This is a genomic window from Anaerococcus octavius (assembly GCF_900445265.1).
GTDB classification, from domain to species: domain Bacteria; phylum Bacillota; class Clostridia; order Tissierellales; family Peptoniphilaceae; genus Anaerococcus; species Anaerococcus octavius.
This window is the reverse complement of record NZ_UFTA01000002.1, coordinates 644,216-664,350: the sequence shown is the minus strand read 5'-3', so window position 1 is coordinate 664,350 and position 20,135 is coordinate 644,216. Positions and strand designations below refer to the sequence as shown.

Annotated in this window: 17 protein-coding genes and 1 pseudogene; 14 read left to right on the top strand and 4 right to left on the bottom strand. The window is 32.0% G+C overall.

The features are described 5' to 3' along the window. The 12 genes from DY249_RS03390 (at window position 1) to DY249_RS03335 (ending at window position 13,597) form a co-directional block, all read left to right on the top strand. Window positions 1-864 carry a VirB6/TrbL-like conjugal transfer protein, CD1112 family gene (locus tag DY249_RS03390; protein ID WP_115595185.1) on the top strand — a complete coding sequence of 288 codons (864 nt, stop codon included), beginning with the start codon at window positions 1-3 and terminating at the stop codon, window positions 862-864. Window positions 865-873: 9 nt separating this feature from the next. Continuing rightward, complete coding sequence (locus DY249_RS03385; protein ID WP_115595184.1) at window positions 874-1,164, top strand: hypothetical protein; 291 nt, start codon at window positions 874-876, stop codon at window positions 1,162-1,164. 1 nt (window position 1,165) lies between these two features. Beyond that, window positions 1,166-1,576: a PrgI family protein gene (locus DY249_RS03380; protein WP_005956341.1), complete on the top strand. Its 411-nt coding sequence runs from the start codon at window positions 1,166-1,168 to the stop codon at window positions 1,574-1,576. Continuing rightward, complete coding sequence (locus tag DY249_RS03375; protein WP_115595183.1) at window positions 1,467-3,890, top strand: VirB4-like conjugal transfer ATPase, CD1110 family; 2,424 nt, start codon at window positions 1,467-1,469, stop codon at window positions 3,888-3,890. Before DY249_RS03380 ends, DY249_RS03375 begins: the two co-directional genes overlap by 110 nt. A gap of 7 nt (window positions 3,891-3,897) precedes the next feature. Next, window positions 3,898-6,477 (top strand): C40 family peptidase, encoded by a 2,580-nt coding sequence (locus DY249_RS03370; RefSeq protein WP_115595182.1) that lies wholly within the window; start codon window positions 3,898-3,900, stop codon window positions 6,475-6,477. Window positions 6,478-6,491: 14 nt separating this feature from the next. Then, window positions 6,492-6,731 (top strand): hypothetical protein, encoded by a 240-nt coding sequence (locus DY249_RS03365; protein WP_001080402.1) that lies wholly within the window; start codon window positions 6,492-6,494, stop codon window positions 6,729-6,731. Then, window positions 6,718-8,301 (top strand): stalk domain-containing protein, encoded by a 1,584-nt coding sequence (locus DY249_RS03360; RefSeq protein ID WP_115595181.1) that lies wholly within the window; start codon window positions 6,718-6,720, stop codon window positions 8,299-8,301. Before DY249_RS03365 ends, DY249_RS03360 begins: the two co-directional genes overlap by 14 nt. Before the next feature lie 14 nt (window positions 8,302-8,315). Beyond that, on the top strand, window positions 8,316-9,164 hold the full coding sequence (locus DY249_RS03355) for a CD1107 family mobile element protein (protein WP_115595180.1): 849 nt from the start codon (window positions 8,316-8,318) through the stop codon (window positions 9,162-9,164). 73 nt (window positions 9,165-9,237) lie between these two features. Continuing rightward, window positions 9,238-9,849, top strand: a complete 612-nt coding sequence (locus DY249_RS03350) for a DUF6088 family protein (protein ID WP_115595179.1) — start codon at window positions 9,238-9,240, stop codon at window positions 9,847-9,849. Then, window positions 9,842-10,825, top strand: coding sequence for a nucleotidyl transferase AbiEii/AbiGii toxin family protein (locus DY249_RS03345; protein WP_115595178.1), 984 nt, complete (start codon window positions 9,842-9,844; stop codon window positions 10,823-10,825). Before DY249_RS03350 ends, DY249_RS03345 begins: the two co-directional genes overlap by 8 nt. A gap of 92 nt (window positions 10,826-10,917) precedes the next feature. After that, the gene (locus DY249_RS03340) at window positions 10,918-12,639 is read left to right on the top strand and encodes a DNA topoisomerase 3 (protein WP_115595177.1); all 1,722 of its coding nucleotides are present in this window, start codon (window positions 10,918-10,920) and stop codon (window positions 12,637-12,639) included. Continuing rightward, window positions 12,632-13,597, top strand: coding sequence for a DNA cytosine methyltransferase (locus DY249_RS03335; protein ID WP_115595176.1), 966 nt, complete (start codon window positions 12,632-12,634; stop codon window positions 13,595-13,597). Before DY249_RS03340 ends, DY249_RS03335 begins: the two co-directional genes overlap by 8 nt. Window positions 13,598-13,817: 220 nt before the next feature. On the opposite strand, the gene DY249_RS03330 is transcribed toward DY249_RS03335, so the two are convergent. The 4 genes from DY249_RS03330 to DY249_RS03315 are packed head-to-tail and all read right to left on the bottom strand — an operon-like array spanning window position 13,818 to window position 17,697. Further along, complete coding sequence (locus DY249_RS03330; protein ID WP_115595175.1) at window positions 13,818-14,612, bottom strand: ABC transporter ATP-binding protein; 795 nt, start codon at window positions 14,610-14,612, stop codon at window positions 13,818-13,820. After that, window positions 14,609-15,619 carry a FecCD family ABC transporter permease gene (locus tag DY249_RS03325; protein ID WP_115595174.1) on the bottom strand — a complete coding sequence of 337 codons (1,011 nt, stop codon included), beginning with the start codon at window positions 15,617-15,619 and terminating at the stop codon, window positions 14,609-14,611. The genes DY249_RS03330 and DY249_RS03325 overlap by 4 nt, the downstream gene beginning before the upstream one ends. After that, window positions 15,594-16,619, bottom strand: a complete 1,026-nt coding sequence (locus DY249_RS03320) for a FecCD family ABC transporter permease (RefSeq protein WP_218565042.1) — start codon at window positions 16,617-16,619, stop codon at window positions 15,594-15,596. The genes DY249_RS03325 and DY249_RS03320 overlap by 26 nt, the downstream gene beginning before the upstream one ends. Next, window positions 16,609-17,697 carry an iron-siderophore ABC transporter substrate-binding protein gene (locus tag DY249_RS03315; protein WP_115595172.1) on the bottom strand — a complete coding sequence of 363 codons (1,089 nt, stop codon included), beginning with the start codon at window positions 17,695-17,697 and terminating at the stop codon, window positions 16,609-16,611. The genes DY249_RS03320 and DY249_RS03315 overlap by 11 nt, the downstream gene beginning before the upstream one ends. A 207-nt stretch (window positions 17,698-17,904) precedes the next feature. Between DY249_RS03315 and DY249_RS09490 the strand changes: the two are divergent. Continuing rightward, window positions 17,905-18,291, top strand: a pseudogene (locus tag DY249_RS09490) (YlqF/YawG family GTPase); the annotation flags it as partial. Between the two features lie 307 nt (window positions 18,292-18,598). Then, the gene (locus DY249_RS09545; protein ID WP_483964151.1) at window positions 18,599-19,786 is read left to right on the top strand and encodes a hypothetical protein; all 1,188 of its coding nucleotides are present in this window, start codon (window positions 18,599-18,601) and stop codon (window positions 19,784-19,786) included. Window positions 19,787-20,135 lie beyond the last annotated feature (349 nt).

Sequence of the window (20,135 nt, the reverse complement as noted above, 5' to 3'; positions counted from 1 at the left end):
ATGTTTGGTATCTTTGACAAGCTAACTGAATTTTTTAAGGATATGCTACTCGGAGGTATCAAAGCAAATCTTGAGTCCATGTTCTTAGATATAAATGACAAGGTAGGAGTTATTGCAACTGATGTTGGGAAGACACCAATGGGTTGGAATGGAGAAGTATATAACTTCATAAAAAACATTAATGATAATGTGATTGTTTCAATAGCAGGTCTTATTATAACGGCAGTTTTATGTATTGAACTCATAAATATGGTTATGCAAAAGAATAATATGCACGATACAGATACTTTTGAGTTTTTCAAATACATTATAAAGATGTTTATAGCAGTCTACCTTGCAAGCCATGCCTTTGAATTTTCAATGGCAGTCTTTGATGTGGCACAAAATCTTGTAAACAAAGCGGCAGGGGTAATCACTACTTCTGCCACTGTTTCAGGAGATCAGATAGTTGCAATGGTTGATACATTAAAAGAAAAAGAAATAGGTGAGCTTTTAATGATATTAGTTGAAACAAGCCTTGTAAGGATTGCAATTCAATGTATATCTTTAACTATTACCTTAATAGTATATGGGCGTATGTTTGAAATATATGTCTACTCATCAGTATCATCCATACCATTTGCGACTATGGGAAATAAAGAATGGGGTCAGATTGGAACAAATTATATCAAGGGACTTTTTGCCTTGGGACTACAAGGTTTGTTTTTGATGATATGTTTAGGTATCTACACCGTTTTAATAAGGACGGTACAGATTACAGATATTCACGCAAGCTTGTTTAGTATATTAGGATATGCTCTACTACTTGGACTTATGATGTTTAAGAGTGGAACAGTTGCAAAAAGTATTATGAATACGCACTAGGAGGAATAAATGTTAAAAAAGAAAAATTGTGCTTTATTGGGACTTGGAATTTTATTTGGAGGAACTTATGAATTCTTAAAAGAGAAAAAAAGAAATGAAGAGATTAGAAACTTAAAGAGGAGAATAAATCGACTCGGAAGATGTCACAATGAATTTGTTATGTATCAAGGAGAATACAATGACAGAAATGAAGAAAAACAAGAAGAATTAGAAGAAAGAATTAGCTACCTAGAAGAGGAAACAACATCTAATTATGACCATATACTTGAACTTTCCAAAGAAGAAGTAGAGGGAGATTAAAATGGCGTATGTACCAATACCAAAAGATTTGGACAAGATTAAAACAAAGGTTGCCTTTAACTTAACCAAAAGACAACTTATAGGTTTTTCTGTGGCAGGACTAATTGGCATACCAACCTATTTATTTATAAAGAAATATCTACCTAATGATGTTTCAATCATTGTAATGCTAATAGTAACCCTGCCAATCTTTTTTATAACCTTATATGAAAAAGACACCTTAACCTTTGAAAAATATTTTAAATTTTTCTATCTTCATAAGTTTTATCAACCAACTAAGAGAATAAGAAAGGAGGCATACCTTGAAGCAAAGAAAAAAGCAAATCAGCGACTTAAATCTAAGGGAAAAACAATTAAAAAAAGACCGAAAGGAAGTAAGAAGGCTAAAAACAAAGAAAGATCCGACAAATAGTCTTCTAAGTGTACTTTTAAAGAAAGAGAAAAAGAGATTTACTGTTGAGGATACAATTCCATATATAAGAATGTTACCAGAGGGCATTTGCCAGTTAGATGAAAAAAATTATTCAAAGACAATTTCATTTCAAGATATAAATTACCAGTTGGCATTGGAAGAAGATAGAGATTTAATCTTTAACCAATTTGCCAACTTTTTAAATTCTTTTGATCCGAGTGTCCACATTGAACTTTCGTATGTAAATCAATTAGGAAGAAATAAAGACCTACAAGACGCAATTAAAATTGCTGATAAGGGAGACTTCTATGACGATGTAAGAAAAGAGTTTAGGGAGATGTTAAAGCTTCAACTTGCAAAGGGAAATAACGGACTTAAAAAGATGAAGTATATAACCTTTACAACAGAAGCCGATAACCTAGAGCAAGCAAGAGCAAAGTTAAATAGACTTAAAGTAGATATTTTATCCAACTTTAAATCTATGGGAGTAAGAGCAGAAAGTCTTGATGGAGAAGAAAGACTAAGACTTGTTCACGATATGTTAAATCCAGACAAGAACTTTGATTTTTCATTTAAAGATTTGAAGAAGAAAGAGTCTACAAAATCACATATAACTCCTAATATTTTTAATTTTGCACCAGCAAATAATTTTAAATTTGGAAAATATATTGGGGCAGTAAGCCATTTTCAAATACTAGCAAGTGAGCTATCAGACAGAATGCTATCTGAGTTTTTAGATATTGATGACAATATTTATGTAGCTTTTCATATAGATGTAGTTGAACAAGCAGAAGCCATTAAACTCATTAAGAGAAAAAACACAGACCTAGACAGAATGAAAATTGAAGAACAAAAGAAAGCAATTCGTGCTGGATATGATATGGATATTATTCCTTCAGATATAAATACTTTTGGGGCTGATGTTAAGTCCATGTTATCTGACTTACAAAATAGAGATGAAAGGCTCTTTGTAGTATCTATAGTAATGATGAATTTTGCTAGGACTAATCAAAAATTAGAAAATACTATTGCTCAAATTTCATCAATTGCAAATAGACATAATTGTCAGGTAAAAAGATTATCTCACCAACAAGAGCAAGGACTTGTTTCTGTCTTACCTTTAGGAGTTAACCAAGTCGAGATAAAAAGATTTTTAACTTCATCATCAACGGCAGTATTTATGCCTTTTACAACAGAAGAGCTATTTATTGATTCGGCAAATTCCTTGTATTATGGCTTAAATGCCCTTAGCCAAAACTTGATTATGGCAGATAGGAAGAAACTAAAGAACCCTAACGGATTAATATTAGGTACACCAGGTTCTGGTAAATCTTTCTCAGCAAAGAGAGAGATGGCAAATGCAATTCTTGTAACAGACGATGATGTAATTATTTGTGATCCTGAGGGCGAGTATTCAAACCTTGTAAAACAATTTAATGGAGAAGTTATTAAAGTTTCAGCAAAGTCAAAGGACTATCTAAATCCACTAGATATAAATATGAACTATGGAGATGGGGACGCACCTTTAAAGGATAAGGCAAACTTCATAATGTTTATGCTTGAACTTGTAGTAGGAGGATCTGGTCTTACTGCTGCAGAAAAATCTGTTATAGATAGGTGCTTACCAAAGATATATCAAAAGTATTTTGAAGACCCCAAACCAGAAAATATGCCTATATTAGGAGATTTATACGATATGCTTCTATCCCAAGAAGAGGGAGTTGGTAGAAAACTAGCAACAGAAATGGAAATTTATGTTAAGGGAAGTCTTAATGTATTTAATAATAGGTCAAATGTTGACTTAAATAGGCAACTGCTTTGTTTTGATATAAAAGAGCTAGGAACACAACTTAAAAAGATAGGTATGCTTGTAATTCAAGACCAGGTTTGGAACAAGGTTTCCCTAAATAGAGGAAGCAAATCTACAAGATACTATATAGATGAGTTCCACCTTTTATTAAAAGATCCACAAACTGCTTCATATTCAGTAGAAATCTGGAAAAGATTTAGAAAATGGGGAGGTATTCCAACAGGTATAACTCAAAACGTAAAAGACCTTTTAACAAGTCAGGAAATTGAAAATATCTTTGATAATACAGATTTTGTTCTAATGTTAAATCAAGCATCTGGAGATAGAGATATTCTTGCTAAGAAATTAAAAATATCGCCTTATCAGTTAAACTATATTACTAATTCAAACGCAGGTGAGGGACTCTTATTTTTCGGAAATACTATTGTTCCATTTATTGATAAATTCCCTAAAGATACCATGCTATATAAGCTGATGACAACAAAACCAGAAGAAGCTAAGTAGGTGTGATATGGATAAAGAATTAAAAAAAGATTTTCAAAAGAAAATTATACGAAATAGGGACGCTCCTGAAAAAAATATGGATAGTAAACTTGTTCATTCAGATGATTATACTAATAAGATTATTAAGAATAAGGATAGGTTCGGAGATAAAATTTCAGAAAAAGAATCTAAACTAATTCATGAGAATGTATTATCCAAAGATCAAAAACAAGATAAACTAAAAGATTTTCAGAAGTCTAAAAACAAGGAAAGAATTAGAAACGAAGTTTTAGAAAATAAGGATAAGGCTGGAGAAACAAAACAAGCTAATCTTGAAATAAAGACAGATGAAAGCTTTAAACTTGATGAAGACTTAGATGTAGACTTCAAAAAGGTAAATTTTGATAGTGTAAATAGTAGAAATATTAATTCTAATAAACTAACAACAGATGATATTTCAGCTAAGGCTCAACCAAAAAGTAATAAGAAGGCATCAAGTAAAAGACAAGTTCTTAAAAATTATGAGGATAAACTTATTCATAGTAAGGATAAATTTCAAGACAAAATCAACGAGAAAGAGTCTAAGAGAATCAACACAAGTGAAGATAAACCTATTGAAGTAAAGAAAAGCAAGAGAATATATAGAAAAGATAAACTTGTTAAAGATGAAGTAAGTAAGAACGAGAGTAATACTAATATCAATAAAAAGCAAAAGCAGAAACTTTATCAAGAAAAGAAGTTTAGAGATAAGGAAAAAATTTCTAATGAAATAGATAAAGAAAATAAGCTAAGCCAAGTTGATGAAGATAAGACTTTTGATAATTCGAAGGTTAAAGACAATAATCAAGAATTTATAAAAGATGAAAAGGAAACAAGCCTTAAACCTTCAGAACAAAAGAAAGTTAATAAAAAGAAGACTTACTACAAGAGAAAAAATTATGAAAGTGATAAATTCACTCGAAAGAAAATTGATAACTTAAAAAATGAATCTAAGAAAGCTACACCGAAAAACTCTAAGAAAGCACAAGATGTTAAAGATTTTATCTCAGATAAAAAGATTGGAGAGCTTGAAAAGTCTAAAAGTAAGCTAAAGGATAATATATTAAATAATAAAACTAAAGGAAGTTTATCTTCTGGGGTTTTATTATCTGGAGCTAAGTCTTCAGAGTTAGTGAGAGATTATTTAAGTTCAGGATCTGACAATACTGGTGTAGAATCTGGAGAAAAGGCCGCTAATGTAAGCTCTAAACTCCAGCATGGAATAAGGAAGTATAAGCTAGACAAAAAGAAAAAGTCCTTAAAAAAGCTATCTAAACTTGATAAGAAAATAAGAAAGAGAAAAAGCAAGTTGGAGTTTAAAAGTGGCTTGGAAGATTTAAAAAAGTCAGACGCCTATATAAAGAAAAATAGATTTAAGAAGTTTTACCAAAGAAAGCAAATGAAGAGCATGATAGCTAAAAAGCACGAAACAAGACTGGTAGATAGAGTTAAAAAAGCTATTTTAAGTTTAGGTAAGGCTTCTAAAGAGCTAATCGTAAGAAAAAGTAAGATGGTTTTATTTCTAGTAATAGGACTAGGTCTTATGCTATCAATCATGATTGGTGGTGGAAGTGTTGGTATGAGTGGATTAAGCAACTCTGTTAACTCAGTAATGACAACAACATACCTATCACAAGATACAGTTCTAAGTGAAGTAAATCAAGAATTTTCATCAATGGAGTATGACCTACAATCACAAATCGAAAGTGTAAAAACAAGTCATCCTGGATATGATGAATATATCATAAACAAAGAAGGAGAAATTGGTCATAATACCCATGAACTTTTATCCTATATAACTTCAAGATGTGGAGAAGTAAAATTAGCATCTGAAGTAAAAGGAAATTTAAAAGAGCTTTTTGACAAGATGTATAAGCTTGATTTTAAGGAAGAGATTGAGATTAGAACAAGAACAGTAGCAAGAACTAGATATGATAGTCGTGGCAATCCTTATACTAGCTATGAGAAAGAAGAGTACGAATATAAAAAGTTAATTGTAACTTTAAAGAAAAAAGAAATGGATGAAGTTGTTAGGGAAATATTTAAAGATTATCCAGACAATGTAGTTCATTATGAAGCTCTTCTTGAAGCTAAGGGAAATATGGGAGATGTTTTTGGATCAGGTAATGGGGACTTAGGAGAAATAGTAGATAATCCAAACTTTGGAAATCCTGGTCTTGCTTTTGATTCAGCTATTGCCAAGGCTCTTTTTAATGAAGCAGAAAAACATATAGGCAAAAGATATGTGTTTGGGGCAAGTGGACCATCTAACTTTGACTGTTCAGGTTTTGTATGTTGGTCATTTACAAAGTCTGGTGTAAAGAGAATGCCAAGAACAACTGCATGGAGAATATACAAAGACTATTGTAATCCAGTAAGTCCAAGTGAAGCTCAACCTGGAGATATTATATTTTTCCACTCAACATATAACAGTGGAACTCCAATATCTCATGTAGGAATATACGCAGGTAACGGAATGATGATTCACGCAGGAGATCCAATTCAATACACATCAATAAATTCAAAATATTGGAAATCACATTTTTATGGTTTTGGAAGACCAAGATAGAAGGGAGATATTATGTGAACAGAAAACTTATAAGTATTAGAAACAAAAAGAAAAAAATAGAAGAGAAATTGAAAGATTTAAATGCAAAATACAAGGAAATTTGTGATGAAGAAATACAAGTTGAAAATGAAGAAATAATTGTAACTCTTAGGAGGAACAATATTAGCTTGGAAGAATTAATGGAGAAAATCAATGATAGAAAAAGAGAAGAAAAATTAAAAGAAAAGGAGAACATTCATAATGAAGAAATTTAATACGAACAGACTAAGAGCTTTTTTTATGGCTCTTTTATTAGTTTTAACATCAACCTCAACTACTAATGTACTAGCTAAAGCTGATGATACAGATGGTAGTAAAAAAGTTATAGAGAGTTCTATAAGTAAAATTAGTGATTTAGAAAATCAGATCAAAGACTTAAATGATAAGAAACAAGAAGACCAATCAAAGATAGATGAATTAAAGGAAAAGTTAGAATCTTGCAAAGATAATGGAGAGAATCTGAAACAAGAAAAGTCTAAGTTAGAAGAAGAGATTAGAGATAAAGACAAAAAGATAGCTCAATTGGAAAAAGAAATTGAGAATCTTAGAAACTCTAATAATGATGAACTAATAGCAGAAATTACTCAGCTTAAAGACGAATTAAAAAGATTACAAGATGAAAATGCAAAACTAAAAGAAGATTATTCATCTACAAAATGGGAGTTAGGAGCTGAGAAAGAAAAGACCGATAAAAACGAAAATAAAATCAAAGAAATGCAAGAAAAGCTCGAGTCTTTAGAAGGAGAACTAGCAAAGAAGACTAAAGAAATAGAGGATAAAGATAATAAAATTAAGGACTTAGAAAAAGCCCTTGATGAAAAAGATAATAAGATAAAAGAATTAGAGAATAAAAAGAAAGAAACAGAAAATTCTAAGTCAGAATGCTGTAAGAAAATTGAAGAGCTTCAAAAGGCTATTGATAGTTTAAAAGAATCTTCTGAAAATACAAAAAAAGAATTAGAAGAGAAGATTAAGGGATTAGAAGAAAAACAAAAAGCTTCTGAAGAAGAAATTAAAAAGCTAAAAGAAGATTTAGATAAGAAAATTGAAGAAGCCAAGAAGTTAATCGAGGGAGTAAATAAAAAATCGAAAGAAGAACTTGAGAAACAAGCTAAAGATGGAAAAGATAAAAATCTAAATCAAGACTTATCTAAAAAATTAGATGAACTTCTAAAACTCCAAAAAGAAAACAAAGAGAAGAAAGAAGATAAGAAATCTCAAGATGAGGAGTGGGACGAACTTTTGAAAGCTGATGACAAGAACATTCTAAATCAATTTGATCTTAACAAGATGAAAGAGCAAGATAAACAATTGGACAAAAAACAAGCTAAAGATGAAAAAGAATTTGCAGTTTTCCAAGTTGACAAAAACTTTTATAACATTATCAATAAAGATGGTAAGACAACAGTCTATATGGATGTAAAAACTTATGTAGATCAAGGAAGAACTATGATTCCAGTAAGATATATCGCTTATACTCTAGGTTTTAATGTTGAGTATGACAACTCTACTCGTGAAGCAATTTTCTCAAATAAAGAGAATAATATCCTAGCTAAAAAGACATTAAGACTAAATATTGATACTGGTGTTATGAAAGATTCAGATGGAAAGGTCTACAATTCAGATGTTAAGCCGGTGATTATAAATGGAAGAATTCATGCTTCAATTTCAAATATTGCTAAAGCTTTTGGAGCAAGTCATGGAGATATTAAAGATGGTAAAAACCAAACAATAGAATGGGACAATGCTAGAAAAGCAGTCTATGTATTTAAAAATGTAAAATAAGAAAGGATAGAAAAATGAATATGAGCATTAAACGAGGAGTAGCCATAGCGTTACTCCTTTTTACATTTACAGTACCAAAAGCTACATTTGCTATGACAAATGAAGGGCAAATAGAAAGTCAAAACGAATCAATCTATGAACCACAAAAAGAAGAATTTGAAAAAATGTTGAAAGATGATGTTTTTACACCATCAAAAGAAGAAATTCCTTATCAAGATGTTCCAAGAATACCAGGAAATACAAGTGAAGCAAACAAGCCTTCAAAAAATCCTCCTAAGAAAACACCACTTGTAAAAGGTGGTAATACAAAGGCAGTAAATAGTCTAGCAACACAGGAAAATAAGGCAAGAGGTTCAGTAATTGAAAATGTAGATAGGAATGGAAAAGATATTACACCAAGTGGAGATACAGAAAAAGATAAAGAAAATCCAGTAGATGTAAGACAATTTTTAACATTTCAAACTAAAAGTGGAAAAACTATGCACCTAATAGTGGATCACTCATCAAATCAAGATAATGTAAGGCTATTGACAGAAGTAGGAGAGCAAGACCTACTAAATATGATTGAATCAGAAGATAAAAATACTATAAAGGTTGAAGAGCCTAAGAAAGAAGAAGTAAAAAAAGAAGAACCTAAGACTGTTCCAGTAAAAGAAGAAAAGAAAAGCGGGATAGGTTCATTTCTTATTGTTGCACTTGTAATTGGAGGCGTTATAGGAGCAGGATATTATTTTAAAGTAGTCAAAGCAAAAGAAGATAGAATGTTGGAAGACTTTGAAGAAGATGATGAGGATTATATTAGTGAGTCAGAAGATGAGTCTGACAATGAAGAATCTCTAGATGAAAACGATGAACTATTATAAAGATATGAAAATTAAGCACAATTGAATTTTTGTCACGAATATGATACAATATCCGTGACAAAGGAGAATTGTAATGAGTTCATATATGGAAATAATATCAGATAAAATAAATGATTTTGACTCACGTAAAGTATTTTTTGCAAATGACTTTTTAGATATTGCATCTAATGCTACGGTTAGACAAATATTAAAAAGATTAGCAGATGAAGATAAAATTAAGCGTGTCATTGATGGCTTTTATTACAATCCAAAATATAGTGAGTTAATTGGAGAATATGAAGCAGTATCAATTCACGAGTTGGCACTTGCTATAGCAAGAAAATACAATTGGAATATTGCACCATATAGTAGCACAGCCTTAAACTTATTAGGACTTTCAACACAAGTACCAACTCACTATAAATATATATCTAGTGGAAGATATAAGGAATATAAAATTGGGGATACGGTTTTAGAATTTAAAAAAGTAAATCCAGGAGAAATTGCCAATATGTCCCTAAAGACCGCAACAGTTATTCAAGCAATTAAGTCTTTGGGCAAAGAAAATATAACCTGCGAAGTTATACAAAAGATAAGAGAAAATTTAAGTGAAAAAGAAAGAACAGACTTAATGAACGAATCAAAATCAGTGCCAGCATGGATATATGAAGTAATAAGAGAAATTTACGAGGATAAAAATGAATAAGTTTTATGTGGAAAATATAGAAGACTTAAGAGTTTTAATAGTCAATACTGCAAGAAATAAAAATATATCTGAAGCAGTCATTGAAAAAGACTATTGGGTTACTTTTATCTTAGACTATCTATTTAATGAAAATAAATGGAAAGAATATTTTACTTTTAAAGGTGGCACATCACTTTCAAAGTGTTTTAGACTTATAGAAAGATTTTCTGAAGATATAGATTTAATCTTAGATTGGAGAGTATTAGGCTATGAAGAAAAAGAACCATGGTTAAAAAGGTCAAATACCAAGCAAGATAAATTCAACAAAGCAGTTAATGAAAAGACAGAAGTATTTTTAAGAGATGAATTTTTAAAAGTTTTAGAACAAGATTTAAAGGACATGGACTTTGAATTTTGGGTTGATACTCTTGATCCACAAACAATTCTATGTAAATATCCTAAAATCTTTGAATCTAATTATTTGACACAAAATATAAGGCTTGAAATAGGAAGCCTTGCAGCATGGACACCTGCAATTGGAGTTAAAATTTCACCAATAATTAGTGAAGCATATCCAAATGTATTTAAAGAAAAAACTAATATAAGAACAGTATCAGCAGAGAGAACTTTTTGGGAAAAGGCAACTATACTTCATCATGAAGCAAATAGACCAGAAGCTTCTCCTATGCCCCACAGATATGCAAGACACTTTTATGACTTATATAAAATAGCAAAATCAGATTATAAAAACAAAGCCTTAGAGGATAAAGAGTTATTAAAAAAAGTGACTGAATTTAAAATGAAATTCTACCCTAGAAAGTGGGCAAGGTATGAAGATGCATTAAATGGTAAACTAAGGTTAGTCCCAAGAGAATACCGATTTTCTGAAATAGAAAAAGATTATAAGGCTATGGCAGAAATGATATATGGAGACTATCCAAAATTTGAAGAGATTATAAAAGTTCTTCAAGAACTAGAAAAAGAAATTAATAAGTAAGTAGAATTCTCCCGAAAATAATACAATATTCGGGAGAAATACTTTGAGCGATAGAGAAATCTTTCGCTCTTTTTTTATTTATGGAGGTATTAATGAAGTTAGTAATAGCAGAAAAGCCAAGTGTAGCAGTTACAATTGCAAAAGTAATTGGAGCAAGAACAAGAAAAAACGGATATTATGAGGGGAATGGATACATTGTTTCATGGTGTGTAGGTCATTTAATTCAAATGGCAAGTCCAGATAAGATAGACGAAAAATGGAAGAAATGGACAATAGACACTCTTCCTATAATTCCAGAGGAATATATTTATGAAGTATCTAAAAGCACTAAGAAACAATATGGAGTTTTAAAGAAGCTTTTAAACGATAAGAATATCGACACAGTTATAAATGCTTGTGATGCTGGACGAGAAGGAGAACTTATTTTTAGGCTTGTATATAATCAAGCTAAATGTAAAAAGAAGATTCAAAGACTTTGGATATCTTCAATGGAAAACAAAGCTATTGAAGATGGCTTTAGAAATCTTAAAGACGGAAAAAACTTTGAAGACTTATATAGATCGGCAAGTGCAAGAGCTATTGCGGATTGGCTGGTAGGAATGAATTTAAGTAGGCTTTATTCTTGCATTTACAAGGAAACATATTCAGTTGGTAGAGTACAAACACCAACTCTATATTTAATAGCTAAAAGAGATAGTGAAATAAACCTATTTAAGAAGAAAAAATATTATACAGTTGACCTATCTTATAAAGGATTGAAACTTGTATCAGATAGGATTGATAGAATTGAAGTTGCAGAGCAACTTTTAAACTTGCTAGAAGATGAAATAGTTATTACAGAGGTAGAAGATAAAGAAATAAGCACAAAACCAGATAAGCCTTATGATCTCACTACCTTACAAAGAGAAGCAAATAAATATTTTGGGTATTCAGCAAATGATACTTTAAGTCTGGCACAAGGTCTGTATGAAAAAAAGCTAATCACATATCCAAGAACAGATAGCAGATATTTAACCGATGATATGGTTAATACTATGAAAGAATTATTAGAAGGACTTGAAGAAGATTTTAAGGTTAATGAGTCAAATTTCAAGTCTATTTTTAACTCATCTGAGGTTACAGACCACTATGCAATTATTCCTACTATATCAGGTATTGGAAAAGCCAAAGATTTGTCTGATAAAGAAAGCAAAATCTATAATTTAATTAAGAATAAATTACTTGCTTCATGTTCGGGCAACTTAAAGGAATCTAGTAGAAAAATCAGATATGAATATGATAAATTTAACTTCAACGCAAGTGGCAAGACTATAATCGATGAAGGTTATGCCAAGTATTTAAAGCCTTATGGGAAGGAAAGGCAAGAAAATGAATTACCAGATGTAAAGACTGGAGATAAAATTAAGTTAACTTCTAAAAATATATCGGAGAAATTCACCAAAGCTCCAAGCCACTATAATGAAGATACACTTTTAAAGGCTATGGAGAATGCAGGAGTAGAATCTTTGGATAAAGATATAGAAGTAGAAAGAAAAGGCTTAGGAACACCAGCTACAAGAGCAGGAATTATTGAAAATCTTATCCATAAGGATCTCATAAGAAGAGATAAGAAAAATTTACTTGTAACAGAAAAAGGCAATAGGCTTGTATCAATTGTAGAGGATAAGTTTAAGTCGGCAGAAACAACATCTGAATGGGAAATGAAACTTGCAAAGATTAGCTCTGGCGAAGTAGATAAAGAAGACTTTTTAAGAGAAATAGAAGATAGTATAAGGGAGCTTGTAGATAGGTACAAGAATAATCTAAATGAATAAGGTGAAAATATTAGAGCTTTTCGGCGGCATAGGTGCTATTAGAAAGGCTTTTATTAATTTAAAGATACCTTTTGAAGTTGTTGATTATGTAGAAATAGATAAGGCTTGTGTTAAATCATACAACGCACTTTATGGAGAAGACTATAAGCCAAAATCAGTAGTAGGATATAAAGCTTCTAATGAAAAGATAGACTTAATTATGCATGGAAGTCCTTGCCAAGACTTTTCAAGAATTGGAAAAAAGCAGGGAGGAGTAAAAAACTCAGGCACTAGATCAAGCTTACTATTTGAAACAATTAGAATAATAAAAGAAATGAAAGATAAACCTAAATGGATAATTTGGGAAAATGTAAAGGGAGTCCTTGATAGAAATATGAGGGACTCCTTTTTTATTTATCTAAAAGAGTTAGAGAGCCTAGGATATGAAAGCAAGTATGAAATCTTAAATGCAATGGACTTTGGGATACCTCAAAAAAGAGAAAGGATATTTGTTGTTTCGTGTCTTGGAGCAAATAACTTTTCTTTTAATAAATTGGAGAGGAAAGAAACAAGACCACTAAGTGAATTTTTAGAAAAGGATGTAAGTGAACTTTACACAATGACCCAACCTTATATGCTGAAATTTTTAAATAAAGGCATAGATAACAGTTTTATAGGGCGACTCAAAGTGATTAAAGATTTTTCTTATACTATTTCTACAAAACAAATGAGAGTACCTAATTCTGGAATAATAGATATTGGAAATGGTCAGTATAGGTATTTAACAGAAAGAGAATGCCTAAGACTCATGGGTTTTGATGATAGTGATGTTGACAAACTAGAAGAAGTACATCCAAGAAGAAAGAATTGCACCTCAAGCAAACTGTATAAACAGGCCGGCAATTCTATTGTGGTTGATATTTTAATGGCTATTATAAAAGAAATCCATAGAATGGAGGTAGGAAATGCAAGTAAATGATTTTAAAAATATACAAGAAGCAATAAAGTATGAAGTTTTGCAAGACTCGATAAGACAGTAGTTTCAATTTCCCACAGGAGGGATATTGATTATAGCAAATATTATGGAAAGATTATCGAAATAAAAGATAAAAAAACCGAGGAAGTTTTTGTAAATAAAATATAAAATAACCACCACAGGCAAATAAATTATCAAGTCAAAATCTGTGGTGGTTATAATTTTATTGGCTCTTATTATGTCGTCCTATTGGAACAATCATAGGACTTTTGCTAACTGGGTCAGTTATTATTTTAGCTTCCATATTATATATATCTTTAATTAGTTTGTCATTTAATATATTTTCTGGTTTTCCTTCTGCTATAAGCCTGCCATTTTTTATTGCAAATAAATAATCGGCGTACCTACAAGAAAGATTAATATCGTGGAGCACCATGACAATTGTCGTAGAGTATTTTATATTGAGATCCGTTAGGATATCCAATACTTCGACTTGGTAGGCTATATCGAGATAAGTAGTTGGTTCATCCAAAAGTAGGATATCTGTATCTTGGGCAAGAGCCATAGCTATCCACACTCTTTGCCTCTGGCCGCCTGAAAGCTCATCTACAAACCTATCCGCCAAGTCGGTAATATTTGTCATCTCCATAGCTCTATTTATTACAGACAAATCTTCATTACTTAATGGTTTAAATGCTTTTCTATATGGAAATCTACCCCTAGCTATGAGGTCAGCTACAGTGATTGATTCTGGAAGAATAGGAGATTGGGGTAAAAGCCCTAAATCTTTGGCGAGGTCTTTTAGTTTGTAATCTTTTATGTTCTTATCATCTAAAGTAACTCTGCCATTTTGTATTTCAATGAGGTTGGCTATAGTTTTGAGAAGGGTAGATTTGCCACACCCATTAGCTCCAATAATTACCGAAATTTTGCCTTTAGGAATAGACAAGTTAATATCTTTTAGGATTATTCTATTGTTATAGCCACTGGATAAGTTTATGGCTTTTAGTTCTTTCATATAGCACTCCTTTTGTTAATTTTTATTATAAGGTATAGGAGATATGGGGCACCAATCAGTCCTGTTACTACACCTACAGGATACCTTGCAGGTAAGAAATTAGTACTTAGCAAATCTGAAGCAAGCACTAGGCATATCCCTACAAGTCCTGTAAGAATAGGGTCTTTCTTTTTACCTAGTCCTAGGGCAATAGGTCCTGATATAAATGAAATGCACGCAATGGGACCGGTAACTGATGTTGAAAATGCAGTTAGACTCACACTCAATAGGATTAAAATCATCCTAGATAAGTCAGGGTTAATTCCTAAACATTGACTATAGCTATCTCCTAATTCTAAAATTTCAAGTCTTTTTTTGTAAGTAAGAATCATTATACTAATAATAAAACTTGTGATTACCATAAAAGAAAGGTCATTTAGCTTGGCATAGGATAGAGATCCATTAAGCCATCTCATAACTTCTCCAAGATCATATTTACTAGACTTGAGTAAAACGAAAGAAATCATTGCCCTAAGCATCGCCTGGAAACCAATCCCAATTAGAACTAGTTTGCTTGTAGAAAAGCCGTCTTTTTTTGATAAAAAGAATATTGCCAAGGCAACAGATATTCCAGCAATGGTAGAAATTAGACCAGTGGTATATTTATTAGTTTTTAAAAAAGCTATGCAAATAACAGCAGCAAGAGATGAGCCACTAGTGACTCCTATTATGTCTGGACTGGCAAGAGGATTCCTTAGCATGGTTTGAAAGACAAAACCTGCTAGTGCAAAGGAAAAACCGGCGCTAATTCCTGCTACAAGTCTTGGAATTCTTAATTCAAAAATAACAAAAGAAGCGGGATTATTAGTTTTATCTAAGCATATATTTATAAGTTGAGAAAAAGAATAGGTTTTATCCCCAAAACTTAGGATAAGGAAACTAGCCACAAGGACTAAGATTAAAAACAATAATCTTAGTAAACGGATTCTTCTATTTCTTTTTCTAATTCCCTGAAGAAGATTTTCCACCAAATCCCCCTTTCTTTTTTAGACAAATATATATTAGGATGGGACCACCAATAATAGCGGTGATAATTCCTACTTCAATTTCACTTGGTCTTGCAATTATCCTTGCTAGTATGTCACAGTATAATAGCAGCATAGAACCTGATATAGCTGATATGGGTATAGTGAAACTTAGGTTTGAACCAAACAATATCCTAACAAAATGTGGCACAATAAGCCCTACAAAGGCAATAGGGCCACCGATAGCAGTGCAGGATGCACACAAGATTACAGAGGCCAAGGAGCCTAAAAATCTACATAAGCCAACCCTTGTACCAAGTGACTTTGCAAGTTCATCTCCAAGTGATATGGCATTTAAACTAGGGCTTATTGCAAAGGCAATCAGATGTCCTATTGCTATAAATGGCAAGAGAATAAGTATTGACTTCATAGTTGCAGGACCAAGGCTACCTACCTGCCAAAATCTAAATTGATCCATGATATTGTTGTTGGGCAGGAGAAGAAAACTAACAAGTGAAGATAGGGCAAGGCTTGTGGCAGTTCCTGAAAGGGCAAGTTTGACAGGAGTTAAGGCACTTTTTCCTGAGGATGCTATGGCATACACTAGACCAAAGGCCAAAAATCCACCAACTATAGCTGAACTAATATAAGCAATGGATGATGAAATACCAAAAAAACATAGACCTACTACAACTGCAAGACTTGCCCCAGTATTTATTCCCAGGATAGATGGGTCAGCTATTGGATTTCTACTAATAGTTTGCATTAGAGCTCCACTTACAGCAAGAGATGAACCAGCTAATATTGCAAAAATTGTTCTTGGGATTCTTTTTCTGATGACTGACACACCGAAATCATCAGCCTTATAATGTATATTAAAAGCAGATAGCAGCTCTTGAAAGCTGCTATCTCTGCTACCTAAGCTTAATGATAAAAATATTCCCACTATTAAGCATAAGCTTATCAAAAAGATAAATCCAATATTTATTTTTTTACTTTGCATTTTTGCACGCATTAGATATTAAATCAAGATAATCATTTATTGTGTAAGCTATGGACAAAGGTGTTGGTATACATGATGCTGCAAGAGGGGTATTGTCAGGAATCACAGCTACAGCTCCATTTTTAACAGCCTTTAGTTTACCAAATAAGGGATCATCTTGGAGAGTTTTAAGGGTTGTGTCATCCCCATATGTTATTAAAATATCTGCATCATCAATTTTATTTGCTTCTTCACTGGATAACTCAGCAGCAAAACTATCATCTTTTTCAAATTCTTTAAGAGAAGATGGAAATTCTAAACCTAGGTCTAAAAGGTAAGCTACCCTAGGGTCTTTTGATGTAAAAATCCAAAATTTTGATGGGTCGGCTTGGTTAACCATAATAAATACTGCTTTTTTGCCCTTGATTTCTGGATGTTTTTCGACATTTTCGTTGATTAGTTTTTCGGTTTCGCCAATTAGCTCCTCGCCTTCTCTTTCCATACCCATAGCTTTAGAATCAATTTTTACCATATCTCTCCAAAGAGTTTGCCAAGGTTTATCAGGATAGGCTGCTACTGGAGCTATCTTTGAAAGAGTCTTATAGTCATCTTCTGTAATTCCAGAATAACCAGCAAGGATTACATCTGGTTTTGCATTTGAAATAGCTTCAAAATTTAGTCCATCAAGGTCATCGAAAATTTCTGGACTTCCATTAAGGTCTTTAATTTGTTTTTCTGCCCAAGGGAGAATATCCTTTCCCTTTTCTACTCCGTAATTTTCCTTAGAAAATCCAACAGGAACAATACCTAGGCTTAAAGGAACATCTTGATTTCCCCAACCGATGGTAGCTATTCTTTGAGGTCTTTTCTCTATTTTTGTTTCACCAAAAGCGTGTTTTAATACAATTTCAATAGGTTGACTATCGCTAGAATCGCTTTTATCGTCTTCCTTTTTAGCATCTTTATCATCTTGACTAGATGTTTGTTCAAATTTGTTTTCTGATTTTGTATCATCTTTATCATTAGCAGCTTGGTTTCCGCAAGCACTTAGGCTGAGAGATAATACTAGTGATATCAGAATAAATAATTTATTTCTCATTGATAATGATTTCCTTTCTCAATTATTTCGATTCCATTTTATCATTTTTACTTTTTATGTCAATAATTTTTTAATTTTAATTTTTTAATGTTAAAAGGTAAGTTTATATAAAGAAAAATGTTAGAAAAAATATTAAAAATAACATATAATGTAGTAATATTTAAAATTTGTTTTAAGTCTGATCTAATATTATAGAAAAGAGTATATATGGCACTTAATATAAATTGGTATTCTGGTCATATGAAAAAGACCAAGGAGGAGATTGAAAAAAACCTAAAGCTGGTTGATATAGTTTTAGAGATTATAGATGCGAGGATTCCAGAATCATCGAGAAATCCGATGCTTGATGATATTTTAGCAGACAAGCCTAGGATGATTATCATGAATAAGTCAGACCTGGCAGACCCATTAGAAAATCAAAAGTGAATTAACAAGTTTAAAAACGAAGGGATTGTGGCCCTGCCAATGAATTCTAAGGAGCGAATCAACGTTGGCAAAATCTATGATATAGCTAGGGAAATTCTTTCTGATAAGTTTAAAAAACACGAGGAAAAGGACATTAACAATCCCCTTATTAGGATGATGATTGTAGGCGAGGATGATTTGATGTGGGATAGCCTTGCCATGGCAAATGAAATAAAGGAACAAAACCCTAAGGCAAAGATCTATTCTTATAAAGGAGCAGGGCATATATTTGCAGGCAATGGTATTTTAGATTTAGGAAAAATTAGAGTTGCAACAGGTGGAACAGCTGAAAGCAATGAAAAAGCAAAAAGTGAATCAAGAAAAACTATTGATGATTTTTTAAAAGAAAACCATAAATAGAAAATTACTTGGGTATTTAAGGACGGTAGAAATTTAAAATCTATCGTCTTTTTTTGCTCTAAAAGGGAGGTAGGAAATGCAAGTAAATGATTTTAAGAATATACAAGAAGCTATAAAGTATGAAGTGTTACAAGATGAAAAAGAATATTTAAAACTTTTAAAAGTTATAGGCAATAATCAGAAATATGATTTTTCAAGTCAATTAAGTATATATAACAAGGAACCTGAAGCTAGAACTTGTGCGACTTTTGATATGTGGAAAAAATATTTTGGCAGAGTTGTTATGAGAGGTCAAAAGGGTATTCCGATTTTAGTTGGAAGTGATATAAACAAAAAAATTTCATACATTTTTGATATTAGTCAGACTACATCAATGGATAGGAATATTAATGAGGTTAGCTTATGGAAGTTTGACCACGAAAACCATAACGAGGCTTTAAAAGAAATAATAAGAGATTCTTCATTTGAAGCTAGTGATTCACTTAATGAAAATATATTTTCTTTAAGTCGAATTTATGGAGATGAATATATTAATTTGGCTCTTGCTGATTTAAGGATAGATATAGAGGATAGACTTAGTTTTGAAAAGTTTATGAGAGACGCAATATCCTATGCGGTAGCTAATAGGTTTAATACAGTCTATCCTATGGATATGGAAAATTTAAAAAATAATTTCTCTAGGATAAATACAATTTCTTTAGAACAGATAGGTCTTGTAATATCAAAGATTAGCGAAGATATTATAGATAGCACAATAGAAAAATCTAAGGAAATAGATCGTTCTAGGCTGCTGACAGAAAGGGCCGGTGGCGACTATAATAGAGATATAGAAAATACAAATGAAGATAGAGGAGGTCAAGAAGTAGAGATGGACGAGTTTTCACAGATGGAAGCGACAGAGGAAATAGCAATGAAGATCGAAGAGAAAACCTTGGACATGATGGAGAAGGATCTGGAATTTATGGAGAAATTTCCGAATCCGACTTACGCAGTTCTAAGACTGTCTTACCTGGTAGGGAGCGAGGACATGGAGAACTGGAAGAAACTTCAAGAAATGTACGAGGAGAAAACACTTTTGAACCATCTGAAGGAAATTCAGACTCAGGCAGTGGACTATATCAAGAGAGAGAAAGTCAAGATGATGAAAACACAAGGATTGACAGAGAAGATGATGAGAGAGAATCCAGAGGAATACCAAGGACAGATGAACAACTTGATGACAACAGTGAAGAAAATGGCAATCAAGGAATACGTGGAAGCTTAGAAAATGAAATAAGCCAAGAAAAGGAAGCTGATGAAGCTTCTTTTTTTGATGGCAAAAACACTGAAAATAGAAAAGACTACTGGATTGTAGAATTTAATGAAAACCACGAATTAGTTCCCGATTATAGTGGGCAGATAGTAACTAAAGACTTAATAAATGTTCTAAGACAAAAGGAGATTGATGTTAAAGACCATAATCAAACTCTTGGAGAAAATGAATTTGGAGAAATGACTGATGATTATATCGGATATTTCAAATTCTATTTTGACCACTATGTAGACGGAAAAGTTGTCGAACACTATAGGATTGACCTTGGTGATGGTGAAGAAGTAAATGAGCGTGAATTTTC

Coding starts and splice junctions, on each gene's coding strand:
- DY249_RS03390 (WP_115595185.1), top strand. CDS start 1: ATGTTTGGTATCTTTGACAAGCTAACTGAATTTTTTAAGGATATGCTA.
- DY249_RS03385 (WP_115595184.1), top strand. CDS start 874: ATGTTAAAAAAGAAAAATTGTGCTTTATTGGGACTTGGAATTTTATTT.
- DY249_RS03380 (WP_005956341.1), top strand. CDS start 1,166: ATGGCGTATGTACCAATACCAAAAGATTTGGACAAGATTAAAACAAAG.
- DY249_RS03370 (WP_115595182.1), top strand. CDS start 3,898: ATGGATAAAGAATTAAAAAAAGATTTTCAAAAGAAAATTATACGAAAT.
- DY249_RS03360 (WP_115595181.1), top strand. CDS start 6,718: ATGAAGAAATTTAATACGAACAGACTAAGAGCTTTTTTTATGGCTCTT.
- DY249_RS03355 (WP_115595180.1), top strand. CDS start 8,316: ATGAATATGAGCATTAAACGAGGAGTAGCCATAGCGTTACTCCTTTTT.
- DY249_RS03350 (WP_115595179.1), top strand. CDS start 9,238: ATGAGTTCATATATGGAAATAATATCAGATAAAATAAATGATTTTGAC.
- DY249_RS03345 (WP_115595178.1), top strand. CDS start 9,842: ATGAATAAGTTTTATGTGGAAAATATAGAAGACTTAAGAGTTTTAATA.
- DY249_RS03340 (WP_115595177.1), top strand. CDS start 10,918: ATGAAGTTAGTAATAGCAGAAAAGCCAAGTGTAGCAGTTACAATTGCA.
- DY249_RS03335 (WP_115595176.1), top strand. CDS start 12,632: ATGAATAAGGTGAAAATATTAGAGCTTTTCGGCGGCATAGGTGCTATT.
- DY249_RS03330 (WP_115595175.1), bottom strand. CDS start 14,612: ATGAAAGAACTAAAAGCCATAAACTTATCCAGTGGCTATAACAATAGA.
- DY249_RS03320 (WP_218565042.1), bottom strand. CDS start 16,619: ATGCAAAGTAAAAAAATAAATATTGGATTTATCTTTTTGATAAGCTTA.
- DY249_RS03315 (WP_115595172.1), bottom strand. CDS start 17,697: ATGAGAAATAAATTATTTATTCTGATATCACTAGTATTATCTCTCAGC.
- DY249_RS09545 (WP_483964151.1), top strand. CDS start 18,599: ATGCAAGTAAATGATTTTAAGAATATACAAGAAGCTATAAAGTATGAA.